This is a genomic window from Aureimonas sp. Leaf427 (assembly GCF_001425485.1).
In the GTDB taxonomy this organism is placed as follows: Bacteria; Pseudomonadota; Alphaproteobacteria; order Rhizobiales; family Rhizobiaceae; genus Plantimonas.
Window position 1 is genome coordinate 14,700 of the sequence record NZ_LMQW01000014.1, and the last position, 18,388, is coordinate 33,087.

Below are 18,388 nucleotides of genomic sequence, written 5' to 3' on the forward strand. Positions count from 1 at the left end.
GTCCTCAGGCGATGTAGCTTGCGAACTTGTCGGGATCGACGTTGCCGCCGCTTAAAATCACGGCAACGTTCTTGTTTCTTACGTCCAACTTGCCAGAAAGGACGGCTGCCAGCGCTACTGCACCGCCGGGCTCGACCACCAATTTCAGTTCGCTGTAGGCGAATCGAACCGCCTCGATGACTTCCGTATCCGTGGCGCTTAGCCCGCCAGCAAGATGGGCGCTGCAGACGGGAAGAGTGTAAAAGCCAGGCGTCGGGACAAGCAGGGCGTCGCAAATCGAGAGGGCAGAAGGATCGTTTCTCTGCGGTTTCCCGCTCGCAAGCGAACGTGCCATGTCGTCGAAGTCAGCGGGCTCGACGCTGTAGACGGCTGTTCCCGGGGACGCCCCGGTCACGGCGACAGAGGTACCGGCCACGAGCCCGCCGCCGCTGCAGCATGCGAGAACGGCGTCGAGTTTGATTCCAGCTTCTTCCGCCTGTTCCACGATCTCGAGCCCGACCGTTCCTGCCCCCAGAATAATGTCTGGGTCGTCGTAGGGAGGGACAATCACCGCGCCTGTCGTGGCGGCGATCTCAGCACCGATCGCTTCGCGCGTTTCCTTCGTCTTGTCGTAAAGACGCACTACCGCGCCATTGGCACGTGCGCCGTCGATCTTGGTCTTCGGCGCTTCCTGGGGCATCAGTATCGTTGCTTTCACCGCCTGACGCGAAGCGGCGTAGGACAATGCGAGCGCGTGATTTCCTGAAGACCAAGCAACAATCCCGTTCTTTCGCTGGACTTCGTCGAACTGCAGGATCCGGTTCAGGGCGCCGCGAAACTTGAACGATCCGGTGGTCTGTAGCGTCTCCGCCTTCAGCCAGATCGTACCACCGAGGCGATCGTCCAGTCGCTCGCTTCGAAGTAGCGGCGTGCGAACGATCTTTCCTCGTATCCGCTCGTGGGCTGCCCTCACGTCGTCAAGGGTGGGATTGAAGTCGTGATAGTATGTGGATGGCACGTCAAGCATCGAGCGTTCTCCTTCAGTGCTCGATCGTAGGGTCGACGATTATCAAACTCCAATACGGATGTAGTATCCGCTCCTATAAGCTGGACTTATACTCACTGCTGCAAATCTGGGCCCTGAGCGCGAGATCGTGCAGCAGCGCATCATCAAGAGCGTGTATGTAGCACGCGACAAATTCGAGGGGCTTCAAGCCAATCTCGACACCAAGTCGCACAAGGTCGCCGTCAGCCAGCTCAGCACGCACGATCTCGGTGGGAATCAACGCGACCCCAATTCGGTCTCTTGCCATCTTCACCATTGTACTCAGGGACGCGTTCGCGAAAATTCGCGGCGGTCTCATTATGATCTTGGCAATCACCTCCTTGACTGTCGTGAATGGATAGGTCTCGCGCGGATACGTGATGATCGGAAAGCCGGCGACGTGGTCGATGTCGGTCCGCCATTCCTCTGGAACAAGGTCGGGATGGGCCACGAAGGACAGCGGGTAAGCGTTCAATGGCAGGCTTGCGCATCCCGGATCGCCGGATGGGCCGAGCATGAAAGCGAGATCGATCTCTTTCGCCTGAAGCGCTTGGTGCATTCGCGGAGAGATATCCACGGTGATGTCGATCGTCAGGTTCGGCATCTCGGAATGGATGCCCTCGATGAATTTCGAAAGCCACGTATGTACGATCGTCTCGGAAACGCCGAGGGACACGGTGCGTCGCACGTTTGGTCCCCGCGCCAGTTCACTTTCCATCCGTGCCCTGAGCCGCATGAACTGTTCGGCGTACTGATATACCAGTCGCCCGTATTCGCTAGGCAGGCAGTTTCGAGTGGGCCTTAGTAGCAGTTCATGACCGACGCGCTGCTCCATCGCTGCGAGGCGCTGGGAAACAGCAGGCTGACTCGTGCCGAGATGCTCCGCGGTGCGGCTGAAGCTCCTCAGTTCGACAACCCAAAAGAATATCTCCAATGAACGCATGTCGAGCATATGATGGATCCTCGTTCCAACGATCGGACATGCCGGCAGGGTGCCTAAACGTTCTAGCGACGACTTCGCTGGAGTGCGGCGATCACCAAGCGTTCCGATCGTCGCAAGTAGCTTTCCATGAGGCGCGAGGCGTCGGCGATCTGCTCCGCCTCGATGAGTTCCACGAGCTTTGCATTCGTCTCGATGAATGGTTCGTGCAGATGTGCAGTATCAGGGAACTGGCCGAAAACCAGACGCAGCTCAGCGAGGACCAACTCGAAACAAGCGCTGAGACGTGAACTGTCGCAGAACTCCACCATGGCACGGTGATACGTCATGTTGATTGTCCCAACTTCCTGCCAGTCGCTGACATCGCGGGCTTCTTCCGCCTTTCCAACCAAGTGTCGCATCCGACCGAGCGCCGGATGGTGCCGGCTCGCTGCCCCGATCGCACCTTGCTGGATCACCGAACGAACGCGGTAGATGTCGATAACTGAGGCCTCGTCAGGCGCTCTCACAAATACGCCGCGGTGAGGGACATGCACCAAGAGCCGTTGGCTGGTGAGAAGGCGAAAGACTTCACGAAGCGTGTTGCGGGAGATGCCGAACTGTGCCGCGATCTTCTGTTCCGAAAGACGCTCGCCCGGACGGAAATGCCCTGTGATCAGCAGGTCACGGATTTGCGACGCGACGATCTCGGACAAAGGTCCGTCGGCAAGCGGCTCTTCCGTTTCCATCCGTGTGTCGAACCCTTTTTCAACGCCGCGACAAACGCAGCGCTTATGGATCTTGTTGAACAATCCGATATTTGTTACTCAACGAAAAACCATTACGAAACGGACGTTCGCATGGCAAGCATCGACCTGAACAGCGATCTTGGCGAAAGCTTTGGCCCTTGGAAGATGGGAGACGATCGCTCGATGCTCGCCACCGTGACGAGCGCCAACGTTGCGTGCGGGTTCCATGCCGGCGATCCAGCCGGCATTCTGGACGTTCTTCGCGAAGCGGCGAAGCAAGGCGTTTGCGTTGGTGCCCATGTTGGCTACCGAGACCTCGTCGGTTTCGGACGCCGCAGCATGGACCCGACGAGCGCCGAACTCGTCGGCGATACGATCTACCAGATCGGAGCCCTGCAGGGGCTCGCGAGAGCCGCCGAAACGACGGTGCGCTACGTGAAGCCGCACGGCGCGCTCTACAACACCATGGCCACGGATACCCGCCAGGCGGCGGACGTGATCGCCGCCATCAAAGCGATCGATCCGGAATTGGTGCTGATGGCGCTTTCCGGCGCTCCCGTCGTGAAGCAGGCGCGCGCCGCCGGCCTCAGAGTCGTCTGCGAGACCTTCGCCGACCGCGCCTACAATGCCGACGGCAGCCTCGTAAGCCGCCGCCTGCCAGGCGCGGTCATCCATGACGCAGACGCTGTAGCGGCCCGCATGCTTCGCCTCGTCGAGGAAGGGCGCCTCACGACGATCGACGGCACAGACATCGTGCTGGAAGCCCAGTCCATTTGCGTCCATGGCGACAACCCTGAGGCCGTCGCGATCGCTCGGGCCCTCCGGGAGGCCTTTGCCGCCCATGGCGTAGAAACGAAGCCCTTCGTTCAAGGTCGAGGCGGCGCGTCCAATGGTTGACCGTCTTCGCTTCCTGCCGTGCGGCGGCGACGGCCTGCTTGTCGAGTTGGCCGATCTCGAAACCACCCTGACACTGCTCGATCGCCTGCTGGCAGCTCGGCCGGAAGGAGTGACGGAGATCGTACCCGCCGCGCACACGGTGCTGGTCCGCTTCAACCCTTTGTTCACGAGCCCCCGGCAACTCGCGGACGTGATCGCCCGCAACGATCTGTCGCTCCGCAGCGAACGAGAGGGCGAGGTGTTCGAGATTCCCGTCGTCTACGACGGCGAAGATCTGGCCGATGTTGCCGAACACCTCGGCTGGTCTATCGAGGAAGTGGTCCGCCGTCATTCGGACGCCACCTATACTGTCGCCTTCACGGGTTTCGCACCGGGCTTCGCCTACATGACCTGCGACGATCCCGGCTTCGACGTTCCCCGCCGCAAAAGCCCTCGCGTGCGGATCCCTGCCGGCTCAGTCGCGATCGCCGGCAAGTTCGGCGGCATCTATCCAAGCGACAGCCCCGGTGGCTGGCAGATTCTCGGGACCACGCCCCTTCGCATGTGGGACACAGGCCGGGAGCGCGCCGCAATGCTTGCGCCAGGCGATCGCGTGCGTTTCCGCCGCATCTCCGCAGGAGCGCATGCATCCTCGCCCGGCCACCCGGAACAAACCTCGCAAGCTGTGCCGGCGAGGGAGGGCCTCCTTGTCACTCGAGCCGATCGTCCGGCCTTTTTCCAGGATCTTGGCCGCGCCGGCATGGCCGGCCAGGGCGTTTCGAAATCGGGCGCGCTCGATCGTGCGGCGATCCGGGAGGCCAACCTCTGCGTCGGTAACCGGCTTGGCGAAGCGGCAATCGAGATCACCTACGGGGGCTTCGCTCTTCTCGCGGACCGCCCGGTGACGGTCGCGGCGGCGGGCGCCCCCTGCTACCTGACGATCCGCAGGACCAACCGTCCTACGGTCTCTGCGCCGACGGGTCGGCCCTTTGCCCTCGATGCGGGCGACGAGCTCGTGTTCGAAGCGCCCGCGGAAGGCATGCGCAGCTATCTCGCGGTGCGCGGCGGCTTCAGCGTCGACCCCGTCCTCGGCTCGGCTTCCACCGACACGCTCGCAAAGGTCGGCCCCGCGCCCATCGCACGGGGCGAAGTCCTCGTCCCGGCGGACCGGGCGAACGGCTCCGTCGATCCCGACCGACCGCAGCAGAAGGCGCTGCCGACCGCCCTCGACACAGTTTGGCTCGATGTCGTGCTTGGCCCCCGCACCGACTGGTTCACCGATCACGGGCTGCGTACGCTTCTGGCGCAGGACTGGACGGTCACGGCCGCATCGAGTCGCGTCGGCATGCGCCTATCCGGCGCGACGCCGCTTGAACGCAGGGACACGGCCGAGCTGGCTTCCGAAGGCACGGTGCCCGGAGCCATCCAGGTGCCGCACGACGGCCAGCCCGTCCTGTTTCTTGCCGACCATCCGATCACAGGGGGCTATCCGGTGATCGGGGTCCTGGCCGCCCATCATCTGGATCTCGCCGGCCAGATCCCGATCGGCGCCCGCATCCGCTTCAAGGCCGTCACCGCATTCGAGCCGCAGTCCAGGGAAACCGAACGATGAAGAAGCTGCTGATCGCCAATCGGGGCGAGATCGCCATCCGTGTGGCCCGTGCCGCACGCGACTATTGCGTCACCTCCGTCGCACTTTACTCCGACGCGGACGCGGGCTCGTTGCATGCGGAACTCGCCGACGAGGCCTATGGGCTCGGCCCCGGCCGGCCGGCCGACACCTATCTGAACATCGAGAAGATCATTTCCATTGCCGCCTTGGCTGGCGCTGACGCAATTCATCCCGGCTACGGCTTCCTTTCGGAACGCGCGGAGTTCGCGCAGGCGGTGATCGATGCTGGCCTCATCTGGGTCGGACCTCCCCCGGCAGTGATCACCGCACTGGGCGACAAGGTTGAGGCGCGGCGCATCGCAAAGCATGTCGGCGCGCCCCTCGTGAAGGGATCCGACGGTCCGCTGGCCTCGGCTGCCGAAGCCGTTGCCTTCGCGCGGGAAGTCGGCCTTCCCATGGCGATCAAGGCGGCCTTCGGCGGGGGCGGGCGCGGCATGAAAGTGGCCCATCGCCTTGAGGAAGTGGGCGAACTTTTCGACTCGGCCGTCCGGGAGGCGACGGAAGCTTTCGGACGGGGCGAATGCTACGCGGAACAGTTCCTGGCCCAGCCGCGCCACATCGAGGCGCAAGTCCTCGCGGACCGACACGGGCAGACCGTCGTCCTTGGAACGCGCGACTGCTCGCTGCAAAGACGCAACCAGAAGCTCGTGGAGGAGGCACCCGCTCCTTTCATCACCGAAGACCAGCGGACCAGGATCCATGACGCGGCCCGCGCCATCTGCTCGGAGGCCGGCTATGTCGGAGCGGGAACGGTGGAGTTCCTCCTGTCCCGCAACGGCGTCATCTCCTTTCTCGAAGTGAACACCCGGCTCCAGGTCGAGCATCCCGTGACGGAGGCGACGACCGATCTCGACATCGTGGTGGAACAGCTCCGCATCGCCGACGGCCTTCCTCTGACGGTTACGCAGACGCCTGAGCCTCGGGGACATGCCTTCGAGTTCCGCATCAACGCCGAGGATCCCGGCCGCGGCTTTTTACCGACGCCCGGGCGGATCGACGTGTTCCGTCCGCCGTCCGGTCCGGGCGTTCGGCTTGACACGGGCGTCGAGGCAGGTCGCGAGATCCCCGGCCTCTACGATTCCATGATGGCCAAGCTGATTGTCACCGGGCGGACGCGCGAGGAAGCCCTTGCACGCGCACGCAGGGCGCTTTCCGAATTCCGGATCGAAGGCGTCGCATCGGTGTTGCCGTTCCATCGGGCGGTCGTCGAGGAGCCGGCCTTCACCGGCGAGAACGGCTTCGGTATCTTCACTACCTGGATCGAAAGCGAGTTCCGCGGCGTGTCGCCTGCGCCTCGGGTGGATACAGTGGACGGTGGTCTTCTGCGTACCTTCATCGAAATCGACGGCAAGCGTCATGTCTTGGCGCTGCCCGCCGCACTTTTTAGCGGCTCGCTCGTCACAGCCACGTCATCCGCCTCCGCAACCGCCGTCACGACGTTCGAACGCGGCGCCGTGATGACACCGATCCCCGGGATCCTTCAAGCTTGGATCGCCGAAGACGGCGCCATGGTGAGGGAGGGCGACGTTGTGGGACAGATCGAGGCGATGAAGATGGAAACCCGCATTCATGCGCCGACATCGGGACGAATTCGCTGGTCTTCGAAACCCGGGGACACCATCGGCCCCGGCACCGTTTTAGCGACGATCGAAGACGTAGAGCTCGACGCGAATGGCTAAGGATCCAATCTCTTTCCATTGACTAGCTGAGGATGGCATGATGTCGATGTAAACGATAACATGCCGTGCCCGCTAAGCTGGCGAAGGGTTGTGATCTACGCATGTCGAAGGCCGGAAATTCTCAGAAGCCACCGACTATCCGGGATGTCGCTCGCGAGTCCGGTGTCTCGATCGCGACCGTATCGCGCTTCTTCTCGGGAAAGAGCAGCGCCGTCGCGCCTGAAACGTCGGAAAGCGTGCGGCGGGCGGCGGAGTCCCTGGGGTACACCCCGTCCGAGATCGGACGGTCTTTGAGGCTCGCGCGAAGCCGCGTCGTTGTCGTACTTGTTCCCAGCTCGACGAACCATTTCACGACGGACGTCTCCGCCTCGCTCGAGAGCGCGCTCAACGCGAAGGGGCTCTCGATGGTCCTCGCGAACACCGAGGAGGATCCCGACAAGCAGGACGGCCTCCTATCCGACGCTCAGGGGTTGCGGGCAAAGGCCGTGGTCCTTCAAGGCGCTATCGACACGCCGAAGCTGCGCGAGATGGCCGCTCGGCAGAACAACCTGATCTTCGTCAACCGGCAACCGGCGCCGGGCATCGTCGCCCCCTATGTCGGAATCGATAATTTCGCGGCCGGCTTCGCAGTAGGCCGTTACTTCGTCCAACGTGATTACCAGAACTTTGTTGCCATCCATGGACCCCGGCAATATGCCGGCAGCAGCGCCCGGCTTGACGGGTTCCTTGCAGGCATCGGCGAAGCTGGTCCGGTGATGCGGTTCGAAAGCCCGTTCTCGATGGAAGGCGGCTATCGCTACGGTACCCTGCTCGCAGCCAACATGTCACAACGGTATGCTGTGTTCTGCGGGAACGATGAAATTGCGTACGGCGTCTACAGGGCCGCCACAGAGCGTCAACTTCAGGTGCCGGACCAGATGGTCATTTGCGGCTTCGACGACAATCGGCTCAACGAATGGCTTGCTCCCTGGCTAACAACGGTCAAGGTTCCGGCGTTCGATTTCGGACCTGCTATCGCTGACCTCATCGAAAAAGTACCAACGGCGACGAAGTCGTGCGATCGGTTCATACTTCCATTCTCGCTTATTCAACGACAATCCGCCTAGCCGCTCGAACTACCTGTCTGACACAAAGGCCTGTAGTCCTAAGACCAGAAGCGAGGGAAAGATGCCGATCTACTCACTTGGGCACGCAATGGCTCACATCATTCTGAACTGGAAACGTCGGAGCAAGCCAAAGGGTGATGTGCCGACGTGGCGGTCGGCAATTGTGGCACGCTGGGCTTCGTTGCGGCATTAAGTGGCAAGCGATGCTAGAGCGGCGATCCCTTTCCGAGCGCCTGTCTGTGGAGCGTTGAACTTCGAAGCGGGCGCGTTTTTCTGCGTCGAATCGACTGGCGGACGTTCAGTCATAGTTAACGACGTTCTATAGCGTGCTGTGCTCTCCTGCTTTTTGAGATCGGTTTCTTTTGCGCTCCCGAACCTGTCCACGGATCGACGACGTTGCATCTTCGGAACCGAACGGAGTCAGGAGGATTCGAGATGCATACCGTATACAAGCGAGGTTTCGATGACCGCATCCGAGACGCTCCGCGCGTTCGAGAGCAACCTGATCACGAAAGCCGAGGCCATCGAGCAGGCGATGTGCGAGTGCATCGACGATGTCTACGAACGCGCAGCAAGCGAAAGCCGCAGGGAACGGCCACCCTCCCCTTTGCGAGCAGCGACATGGTCCCCGGCAATCCTTCCTCCGCGGAAAATGTGGTCCTGACGCCGGGGGACAAACGCCGAAAGATTCTTACCATCAACTGAAAATTTGTCCGGTCCGATGACGCGGAAGCGGTCACCGAACGAGCACCATCACCAAGAACGATGTGGCGTGCAGGGACAGCTCGCGTCTTCGCGTCGGACATTTAAGCTGAGCGTCGCAGGTCCTAGAAGGGACTTCTCGCCATAGGTTCTTCACGCGAGAGGACAAAAGTCGCAATTGTAATCATGTTGCACCGAAGGACTTAGCGACTTGCCACTACGGTCGCGTCGATCCTGTAGGGGCAAAGAACATAGTATGAGTAAGAAGCAGATTACCGACGACGAAAGCGCAGCACGTGCCAAGGCCGATCGTTTGAGGGCGCTCAAGCTGAAGTGTCAACGGCGGAGCAATTCCAGGCCAGTGCGGCGGAGTAAAAGCAGGCCACGTTGCCGGGAGGGGCGCGACACAGGAAAGGGCCCGATCGGGCCCTTTCCTGTGTCGCGAGGATCGTTTTTTGATCAGGGTTGGGTGATCTCGCCGGTTCGTGGATCGACGGCGTCGGCGGCACTGGCCTGGTTTTGCTCCGCCCTGGCGGCGGCGCGTCTTCGTCCGGCGGATTGCTTGAGGCGGTAGCTGTCGCCGTTCATCGTCAGGATATGGACGTGGTGCGTCAGCCGATCGAGCAGCGCGCCGGTCAGCCGCTCGGACCCCAGGACGCTCGTCCAGTCCTCGAATGGAAGATTGGACGTGATGATCGTCGAGCCGCGCTCGTAGCGCTGCGAGAACACCTCGAACAGAAGCTCGGCACCGGTTGCCGACAGCGGCACGTAGCCGAGTTCATCGACGATCAGCAGCTTCACCGCCTGAAGTTCGCGTTGCTGCTTCAGAAGGCGACGCTCGTCGCGGGCTTCCATGAGCTGGTGGACGAGCGCCGCCGCGGTCGTGAACGCGACGGTGAAGCCCTTCTGACACGCGGCCAGACCGAGCGCCAAGGCCACATGGCTCTTGCCGGTGCCCGAGTTGCCGAGCGCGATGACGTTCTCCCGACGCAGGATGAACTCGCACCGCGCCAACTCGAGCACCAGCATCTTGTTGAGGCTGGGGATGGCGGTGAAGTCGAACGTGTCGAGGCTTTTAACCGCCGGGAACCGCGCCGCTTTGATCCGCCGCTCGATCGTACGGCGCTCCCTGTCGATCAGCTCCAGCTCGATCAGGCGCAGCAGATAACGGGGATGGTCGACGCCCTCGCGGGCGCATTCGCGGGCGACCTTGTCGTACTCCCGCAGCACCGTCGGCAGCTTCAACTGCTTCAGATGGTGCGCGAGCAGGACCTGCGGCGTACCACTCGTCGTGCCCGTCGGCATCGCGTCCGTGCCCGTCTTGCCTGCCTGGCCGCTCATGCCGCGTGGCTCTCGACCAGGACGGCGTAGTCGGCCGCGGCCGTCGTCCTGACATCCATCTTCGGCAGATGTGGATAGCGAGCCAGATCGAGCCGCAGGGGCCGTCGTTCGATCCGCGACAGGGCGATCAGCTTGATCGCGTCGAACCCGATGGCGCCGAGCCGGATCGCTTCGCTGACGGCACCTGCCACGATCTCCATCGGCATCGCCTCCATCAGCCGCAAGACCTGGATGAACTCCCGTTTGCCCCGGTTGCCCATGCGGGCTTCGAGAAGATGGCGCAGATGCTGAAAGGCCTCGGGCAGGTCCCAGCCCTGCAACGGTGCGGCCTGGTCGAGAGCGTTCGGCTTCATCTCGATCAGCATCAGGTAGTGCAGCGGGTCGAAGACGAAGGCGCCGCTCGCATAGGACCGCCGGTGCCGGGCGATCTCCTCGCCGGCGCACAGGATCACCACCTCGTCGACGAAGCCCTTCACCAGAACGTCGCGGAAGCCGAACGCCGTCGGCACCGAATAGTCGTTGCAACGATAACGAACCAGAGAGGTCGACGAGACCCGGGCAGCCCGCTTCTCGCACGGCTCCAGCGCCACCGCGGGCAGATCCCGGAAGGTGGCGAGGTCGGCCGCGAGGCGCTCGCCGATCGTCTCGGCATGGCGTCCGGCGATCTCGCCTTGCCGTTGCCGACAACGATCCGCCAGCATCGCGTTCAGATCCTCAAAGCTGGCGGCACGCGGAATCGGCGTCATGAAGTTCGACCGGGCATACTTCACCAGTCCTTCGACCTTGCCCTTGTCGTTCCCCTTGCCGGGCCGTCCGAAGCGGTCCCGGAACAGGTAATGGCTCTGAAGTTCGGTGAAGGCCCGGGTGCGCTCCCGCTTGCCGTCGCCACAGATCCTGGCCACCGCGATCTTGGTGTTGTCGTAGAGGATCGACAGCGGCACGCCCCCGAAAAAGGCGAAGGCCGACACGTGCCCCTCGAGAAAGGCCTCCGTCGTCTCCCTCGGGAAAGCCATCACGAACGGCGCATCCGACTGCGGCACGTCCATGCAGAAGAAGTGGATCTTCTGCCGGACCCCGCCGATCACGCCGACGGCCTCGCCGAAGTCCACCTGGGCATGACCCGGTGGATGCGCCAGCGGAACGAAGGTCTCGCGCAGGCGCCCTCGGGCGATCCGCACATGGTCCTTCACCACCGTGTAGCCACCCGCATAGCCGTGCTCGTCACGCAGCCGCTCGAAGATTCGCTTGGCCGTGTGACGCTGCTTCACCGGCGCCACTCCGTCCGCCGCCAGGATCGCGTCGATGACCGGGAGCAGCGTTCCCAGCTTCGGCTTGGCGACCGGCTTCGTGCGCGTGTAGCCCGGTGGCAACGAGAACCGGCACATCTTCGAGATCGTCTCGCGACTCAACCCGAACACCCGAGCTGCGTCGCGTTGGCTGTTCTTCTCGATCATCACGAAGTGCCGAACGGCGGCGTAGACTTCCACGGCAAACATTCCCGGCCGTCCCCCGCAAAAGAGAACAGCCTAACCACTGGCCGGATTTTACTCCGCCGCGCTCGCCATCATGACGGCGCTCCCGTGGCCTGGTTTGTCACCGCCGTGCACAGCCGTCACTGAGCCCTGGTCGAATGGCCAGACCGAAGGCCATGTCAACCGCCTGAAGCTCGTCAAACGCCAGATGTACGGGCGCGCCAAGCTCGATCTGCTCGAAGCGCGGCTGATCGGAGCACCTTGATGGTCATCGAAAGTGCGTCAGACCCAGTTTTGAATGCCGTTTGACAAACGTCCGCCTACGGACAAGTCGTAACCCTCACTGTAGGTCCTACAAGGGTCGGAAGTGAAACGGCAACTGTCTGCCACTTCGCTTCGGAAGCGAACGGACCGCTTTTCAGCCTGATCGGCCCCGCGAAGTCGTGCGTCAGAAAACGTCGCTGAACATCGGTTTATGCACCAGCGGTAGCTCGACGGTGTGGCGGGCCGAAGAGGTGTAGGATACCGTTGACCGCTACACGAACTCGGCGGCAAACATCTACCGCTTGGACTGGCGAAGCGTGGCATCCACGTCTCGAACGGAAGGACCGCCACTGTCCTCGCATCTCCGAAATAGGTATCCTGGCAAGCTACGCGGGGAGTGCGGACGCGGCCGCGCGGCTCGTCTATGCTCGATCGGGCGGATAGCGGCAGCCGGACCCCGAACCTGAATGCGAAGCGACGGAGTATAGCTGGGAACCCGAATACGGGGGTATCAACTTCGTATGATCGATAGCCCCTCCCTGTTCCCCGATCCGCCGCTTGCAATTGGCCCACTAAGCTGACGCAACCTTAGCATTCACGCGGCGTCTGGCGAGAAACCGAAATAGGCCGTGTCGAGCTTGCCGTCCTCCGCAAGGTCTGCGGGCGTGCCTTGGAGCACAACGTTACCATTGCGAAGCACATAGATTCGGGAAGCGAGGTTCATGATGCGCCCGGTCGACTGTTCCACAATGAGAAGCGTAAGGCCGGACTGGTTCAGGCGCTTGAGGCTGTCGTAGACTTGGTCGACGACCAGCGGCGCCAAGCCGAGCGAGGGCTCGTCTATCATCAGCAACGCGGGACGCTGAAGAATGGCGCGGGCGATCGCCAACTGCTGTTGCTCTCCGCCCGAAAGATAGCCGGCGATGCCCTTGTAGCGCTCGCGTAAGATGGGAAAGGTCTCGAGGACCATTTCGAGGTCCGACTGCGCGGCGGCCTTATCCTTTCTGATCAAGCTTCCGATCCGCAGGTTTTCCGCGACGGAAAGCGTCTTGAAAATGTGCCGTCCTTCGGGGATCAGAGCCAGTCCGCTTCGGCAGATCTGTTCCGGCGTCTTGCCTCTCAAATTCTTCCCATTGAAGGTGATCTGTCCGCGGCTGGGCGCCATCAGCCCCGAAATGGTCTTGAGCAAGGTGGACTTGCCGGCGCCGTTGGGACCGACCACAAAGACGGCCTCTCCTGCCCCGACCGTAATGTCGATGCCCCTCAAGGCGGTAAGGCGCCCGTATCCGGCGACAAGCTGGCGAGCTTCGAGCATGTTCAAACCCTTGTTCCCATCAGAGACGGTCGCACCGACCCGGTATGACCCGCGATTGTTATGGCCCGGCCGCCGTCCCCGGGCGCCTTGAGCATCCGGCGATAGGCAGGCTTGCCCAGGCAGAGAGACGCTTTCCCTTCAGCAGGGTGTAGCATCACGCCCGGTCGCAAGGCTGGCGTTCTAGACGAGAAGGCTCTTTTCCACCTTGCAGATGAACGTGGACTTCGGGTTCATGATTTGCGTGGCACGCCCCTCGGCGACTGAGGAGAGAAGCATGTAAGCGTCGGCCTCGGTGAACCCGTGCTCGTCGGCCAGCCAGTAGATCATCTCGCGATAGGCGACGCGCATGGCGTCTTCTAGGGGGCGGCCAAGTCCAACCGTGCCGATGTGCGAGTCCGTCTCGAACCGGGGCCATGTCATGCGCGTGGGTCGGTCCTGAACGTCGACCGACAGGGTGAGACGCGCCCCGATGTCGATAGCGCCCATACCGCAGACTTCGCCGTCGCCCTGCCGGGCATGGCAGTCTCCGATGTAGAGGTAGCCGCCATCGACGTTTACCGGAAGATAGACGGTGCATCCCGGTCCCATCTCCTGCACGTCGATGTTACCGCCGTGTTCGCCATTGTCCAAGCTGAGAATACTGCCGAAAGCCGGAGCGACACCAATGACGCCGGCCATCGGGACGATCGGGATCTTGAGCTTCTCGCTCCAGTGGATGACCCCGTCCGAGACCCGGACAGGCTTGAACTGGCTGAAGCGCTCCTGTCGTTCGAAGATCCATTCCTGGAACAGGCCGCTATGGGGCGCCAGGCCAGTCAGTCCGAACTCCTCGAGCTCCATTTCCTTGATGCGGACGCAGAGCATCTGGCCCGCCTTCGCACCCTTGATCTCGATCGGCCCGGTCATCGGGTTGAAGAATGGATACCGGAAATCCTCCGGACGGATGACCGCGTCCAAAGACGTCACGAGGCCGCCGTTGTAGGCCATCTCGCAGGCGACTGTGAACTCCTCGCCCGGCTCGACCCGCGCGACGCACGCGTCCTTGGCGGAGAACTCATATTTCAGGTCGACCTTGTCGACGAACTGGGTTGTCATGTCGCTCCTCCAGACTGATGAACGCTACAGATTGCTCTGTGCGCGGATGCTGCCTTGTGGCTTGCCGCCCCCGTTGAGAAAGATCAGGCCGCTCCTCACGTCGGGCTTTCGACGCTCGATGAACGAACCGCATGATCGCATACGTTCGACCATTCAAGATCGCATCCAGCACCGGGTTCGTCGGAGACCATGAAATGGCCATCCTTAATGACCGGGAAGTCCTTCAGAAGGCGGCGCACCGGATCCGTGCCCGTGTGCTCGGGAATGTACTCCACCGCCATGATCGTATTTTGCGCGCAGGCGAGATGAAGATGCAGGTACGGGAAGACGTGCGGAAGCACTCTACGACCTCGCGCTGCGGCGATCGCGATCGCGTTCATGGCGGTGGCGATACCTCCGCAGCTTGTCGCGTCCACACGCAGGATGTCGACGCCAGAGCAGAGGTCGAGATAGCTATATGGATCGAGCACATCCTCTCCCGCAGCGAGCGGCGTGCGCAACTTCGAGCCCAGTTCGCCCGACAGACGCCACTGCTGCGGGAGGAACGGATCCTCTATGAAGGCTAAGCCGCAGTCGTCGATGCGACGACAGGTGTCCAGCGCCTCCGTCAAAGTTCGCCAGGACCAATGGGTGTCCACGGCCAGCGATAGGTCGTCCCGGTACGTCGAGGCCAACGTCTGGACGTAGCGTCCGTTTGCGACCACGTCCGATCCCTTTATCATGACTTTCGCAATGGTCTCGCCGGCGTCGCGATGGCGGGCGACTTCGTCTAGGATTTCCTGGATCGGACGGTCGTTGTAGGAAAAGCCAAGCACGGGCAAGGCCGGAACGCTCCGGCGCATACCGCCGAGCATCACGTAAAGGGGCAACCCGGCCCGTTTGGCCGTGATGTCCCACAAGGCGACGTCGAAGAGGCTCATCGCACGCAAGTGCGACGCTCGCGAGGGAACGAACGAGGTTTCCAGATAGTCGGCGGTCTCCTGCCGCATGAGCGGATCGCGACCGAGCAGATGCGGCGCAAGTGCTTCCAGGCTGTCGAAGAGTTGGCTGCCGCTTCTATAGCCGATGGCGTGGCCAGTGATGCCGGCGTCCGTGCGGACGCGGACGCAGACGTAGTCCCGCGATTCGACGGTTACCGAGCCCAGCCGGACGGGCTTCTCCAGGAGGAGTCGGCAACTCGCGATGTCGATCGCCTCGATCCGGATGGTGTCTTCCATCGTAATTATCCTCCCCTGCAGATCGGAAGCCCAGCGACTCAACGCGTCGCTCGGCCAAGCATCCGGCCTCTTCCGATGAAATCGAGGTCGCCATTGTTATGCTGGCCGGTGAGGCGAAAGTTCCGCGTCTTGCCCTTCGGGCTTGCCGCAAGCCTCTGGCGGGCCCGGAACATTCCCGAACCCGCCGATGGCTGGAAGCACTGCTGTCCCGGATTTCGGTCTAGCGACGGGGCGTCAAGCAGCGTCGTATTGCACCGGCTCGCCGTGCCATCCGTTCTTGCGCTTGGTCCAGTAGGTCTCGCGGAGTTCCTCGCTGACAGGCCCCGGACGGTCGTTGTTCATGATCCGTCCGTCGATGCGGCTAGCGCCGATGACGCCTCCGGCGGTGGAGGTAACGAAGATCTCGTCGGCATCGCGAACCTCTTGGGCGGAGATCGGGCGGATCTGAACGTCGATCCCCAGTTCCCGACACAGTTCCAGCACCGAGAGACGGCTGACGCCCTCGAGCATGTTGTAGTCGGGCGTGGCGACGATGCCGTCCGTCACGATGAAGACGTTGAAGCCCGGCCCCTCCGTGAGGTTGCCCTTCAGATCCAGGAGAACCGGGAAATCGGCGCCCCTGTCCTCGGCTTCGAACATGGCCATGTTCATGTCGCCCCAGTGGAAATTCTTCGCGGTGGCGTCGACGCTTTCGTGCGGAATGCGGGGGATAGTGGAAATCGCAAGTTTGAGGCCGCGCGCCAGATGCTCGTCGGGGACGAGGCTGGTGAAGGGGGCGGCGTAGCAGGCGATGTAGTTCCGCGCCTTGGAGGGCACGCGTACGCCGAGGCTCGCTTGCCCGCGTAGGCAGTCCATCGCCACATAGGCACTCCTCAAGCCCGACAAGGCCATGATCCGATGCAGGATGTGGCGGATTTCCGCGTCTGTTTCCTTCGGAGTGAACCGGTAACGTTCGATCGAGCGACGAAAGCGCGCGAGATGGTCGTCGAGACGGAAGAATTGCCCGTCGAAAACGCTGACCACGTCGTACACCGCATCCGAACGGCGATAGGCCCAGTCGGTCACGGGAACGCGGGCTTCGCTGATTGGCATGAAGGCGCCGTCGAGATAGGCTGCCCCCTTCGACCAGTCGACGGTGCTCTGCTCGGCTGAGTTGATCTTGCTCATATTCTTCGCATCCGGGTGTTTGGTTGCCAAAGTTCTGTCGCTGTGTAGAAGATCGCCCGCGTGCGCGGGAACGGTCTCAATTCACGAGCGATATAGGCTTTAAGATCGTTTGACCTTACACAGCCTATGCCGCGGGGTGGCGGCCTGAAAGGTCCGGTTTAATGCGAGGGAGTGAGGCCAATTCAGGCGGCCGTCTGCCGATCGACGCTCTCCACGTAGATCGACAGAGCGGTGTGCCGATCCAGAGGCAGATCTACCTGGCGCTGCGGGACTTCATTCTGCGAGGCGTGCTCGATCAGGGAACGAGGCTCCCGGCGACACGCGAGCTTGCGAAGGATCTCGCCATTTCCCGGAACACGGCGGTGCGCGTTTACGAGCAGCTGAGCAGCGAGGGTTACGTCGAGACGCGGCAGGGTTCGAGGACCTATGTAGCGGATCTGCCATCTTCCACGAAGGCCAACCACAAGCTCGGCCCCGAGGCCTCGGCGGCAGATCTGTCCCCATTCGCAATGGCATTTGATATCGACGAGCGCATCGACTTTGCGCCGGGTGCGGCTGCCCTGAGACCCAGCACGCCCGATACGGGAGTTTTTCCGTTCAAGACGTGGAACCGCCTCCTCGGCGGTCATCTGCTTTACCGCAACGTGGAGCTTTTGAACTACAATTTTCCGTACGGATATCCACCGCTCCAGGAAGCCATCTCGAAGTATGTACAGGCCTATCGCGGCGTTCGCTGCGAGCCAGACCAGGTCCTGGTGACGAACGGCGCCCAGTCGGGACTGGACCTGCTGGCTCGAGTGCTGTTGGACAAGGGCGACGTCGTCTGGATGGAAGAGCCGGGCTACGTGAACGCCCGTCTCGTATTCGGTGCGGCGGGCGCCGACCTGAGGGCGTGGAAGGTGTGCGAGGCCGGATGGGATTTCGCGGACCTCCCGGTAGGGAAACCGAGGGTCATCTACACGACTCCCTCTTCACAACACCCGCTCGGCCTGACTATGGGCGCGGAGCAAAGACTCCGTCTTCTGGAAACGGCGAGCCAGCACGAGGCCTGGGTCATTGAAGACGACTACGACAGCGAATATCGGCTGGCTGGCCGCTCTGTTCCGGCCATGCAGGGAAACGACGCGTTCGGCCGGACCATCTATGTCGGAACATTCGCAAAGACCATGTTCCCGGCGATACGCATCGGTTTCGTCGTCTTGCCGCCTTTGATCGCCCAACGTGTCAAGCGAGCCGCTCTCTACAGCGGAAACCAAGTGAGCCTGCCCATGCAGGCCACCCTGAAGGATTTCATCGTGAATGGGCATTTCGCCCGGCACTTGCACCGGACACGCCGCCTTTACGCGGAGCGTCGGTCAATCTTCACCGAGCTCGTGGCTTCCAGGCTGGGCGCATGGCTCCAGCCTTATCAATCAGACGTCGGAATTCAGATCGCATACCGACTTACGCGTCCCATGAATGACGTGGCGATCGCGCGCCGCGCCAACCAGCAGGGTCTGAACGTGGTGCCCCTGTCACGCTATTACAGCGGTCCCCCAGTACCCGGACTGCTTATGGGCTATGCTGCGCTCGACGAGAAGGCGATGCGGTCGTGTCTCGCGATCCTGGCCTCAGTCATCGAGACCTCCGAAGAGATCCACTGAACGGGTGTGCTAAGAGTTCGCCTGAACCCGCGGCAGACCCGTTCAGGGCCATCTTGACCTCATGCATCCTGATACCTGGATTGGCCGTCAGGACGCATCTTCGCCGCTCATAGCATGGCATACCCTGCCATCGACATTTCAGGCATC

Annotated in this window: 14 protein-coding genes; 5 read left to right on the forward strand and 9 right to left on the reverse strand. The window is 62.2% G+C overall.

Features of this window, described 5'->3' with window-relative positions:
- Window positions 1–4 precede the first annotated feature (4 nt).
- The 3 genes from ASG62_RS11765 to ASG62_RS11775 form a co-directional block, all read right to left on the reverse strand.
- On the reverse strand, window positions 5–1,006 hold the full coding sequence (locus tag ASG62_RS11765) for a threonine/serine dehydratase (RefSeq protein WP_056695195.1): 1,002 nt from the start codon (window positions 1,004–1,006) through the stop codon (window positions 5–7).
- Between the two features lie 73 nt (window positions 1,007–1,079).
- Window positions 1,080–1,976 (reverse strand): LysR family transcriptional regulator, encoded by an 897-nt coding sequence (locus ASG62_RS11770; RefSeq protein ID WP_056695194.1) that lies wholly within the window; start codon window positions 1,974–1,976, stop codon window positions 1,080–1,082.
- Window positions 1,977–2,029: 53 nt separating this feature from the next.
- Complete coding sequence (locus ASG62_RS11775; RefSeq protein ID WP_244487590.1) at window positions 2,030–2,755, reverse strand: GntR family transcriptional regulator; 726 nt, start codon at window positions 2,753–2,755, stop codon at window positions 2,030–2,032.
- Window positions 2,756–2,803: 48 nt separating this feature from the next.
- Here ASG62_RS11775 and ASG62_RS11780 point away from each other — a divergent pair, with 48 nt between their 5' ends.
- The 4 genes from ASG62_RS11780 (at window position 2,804) to ASG62_RS11795 (ending at window position 8,025) form a co-directional block, all read left to right on the forward strand.
- A complete protein-coding gene (locus ASG62_RS11780) occupies window positions 2,804–3,589 on the forward strand; it encodes a LamB/YcsF family protein (RefSeq protein WP_056695190.1) in 786 nt (261 codons plus the stop codon).
- Window positions 3,582–5,180, forward strand: coding sequence for an urea amidolyase family protein (locus ASG62_RS11785; RefSeq protein WP_056695188.1), 1,599 nt, complete (start codon window positions 3,582–3,584; stop codon window positions 5,178–5,180). Before ASG62_RS11780 ends, ASG62_RS11785 begins: the two co-directional genes overlap by 8 nt.
- A complete protein-coding gene (locus ASG62_RS11790; protein WP_056695186.1) occupies window positions 5,177–6,919 on the forward strand; it encodes an acetyl/propionyl/methylcrotonyl-CoA carboxylase subunit alpha in 1,743 nt (580 codons plus the stop codon). Before ASG62_RS11785 ends, ASG62_RS11790 begins: the two co-directional genes overlap by 4 nt.
- Before the next feature lie 101 nt (window positions 6,920–7,020).
- Window positions 7,021–8,025 carry a LacI family DNA-binding transcriptional regulator gene (locus ASG62_RS11795; protein ID WP_056695184.1) on the forward strand — a complete coding sequence of 335 codons (1,005 nt, stop codon included), beginning with the start codon at window positions 7,021–7,023 and terminating at the stop codon, window positions 8,023–8,025.
- Between the two features lie 1,161 nt (window positions 8,026–9,186).
- Here the strand turns inward: ASG62_RS11795 and istB are convergent.
- The 6 genes from istB to ASG62_RS11825 all read right to left on the reverse strand — a co-directional run bounded on the left by istB (window position 9,187) and on the right by ASG62_RS11825 (window position 16,598).
- The gene (istB, locus tag ASG62_RS11800) at window positions 9,187–10,032 is read right to left on the reverse strand and encodes an IS21-like element helper ATPase IstB (protein ID WP_057180400.1); all 846 of its coding nucleotides are present in this window, start codon (window positions 10,030–10,032) and stop codon (window positions 9,187–9,189) included.
- Between the two features lie 32 nt (window positions 10,033–10,064).
- On the reverse strand, window positions 10,065–11,564 hold the full coding sequence (gene istA / locus ASG62_RS11805; protein ID WP_056695183.1) for an IS21 family transposase: 1,500 nt from the start codon (window positions 11,562–11,564) through the stop codon (window positions 10,065–10,067).
- 835 nt (window positions 11,565–12,399) lie between these two features.
- Window positions 12,400–13,119, reverse strand: coding sequence for an ABC transporter ATP-binding protein (locus tag ASG62_RS11810; RefSeq protein WP_056695234.1), 720 nt, complete (start codon window positions 13,117–13,119; stop codon window positions 12,400–12,402).
- 180 nt (window positions 13,120–13,299) lie between these two features.
- Window positions 13,300–14,214 (reverse strand): acetamidase/formamidase family protein, encoded by a 915-nt coding sequence (locus tag ASG62_RS11815; protein ID WP_056695182.1) that lies wholly within the window; start codon window positions 14,212–14,214, stop codon window positions 13,300–13,302.
- Window positions 14,215–14,309: 95 nt separating this feature from the next.
- On the reverse strand, window positions 14,310–15,431 hold the full coding sequence (locus tag ASG62_RS11820) for a mandelate racemase/muconate lactonizing enzyme family protein (RefSeq protein WP_056695181.1): 1,122 nt from the start codon (window positions 15,429–15,431) through the stop codon (window positions 14,310–14,312).
- A 234-nt stretch (window positions 15,432–15,665) separates the two neighbouring features.
- A complete protein-coding gene (locus ASG62_RS11825; protein WP_056695180.1) occupies window positions 15,666–16,598 on the reverse strand; it encodes an aminotransferase class IV in 933 nt (310 codons plus the stop codon).
- A gap of 233 nt (window positions 16,599–16,831) precedes the next feature.
- Between ASG62_RS11825 and ASG62_RS11830 the strand changes: the two genes are divergently transcribed.
- Window positions 16,832–18,241, forward strand: a complete 1,410-nt coding sequence (locus ASG62_RS11830; RefSeq protein ID WP_244487587.1) for a PLP-dependent aminotransferase family protein — start codon at window positions 16,832–16,834, stop codon at window positions 18,239–18,241.
- The last annotated feature ends 147 nt before the right edge of the window (window positions 18,242–18,388 follow it).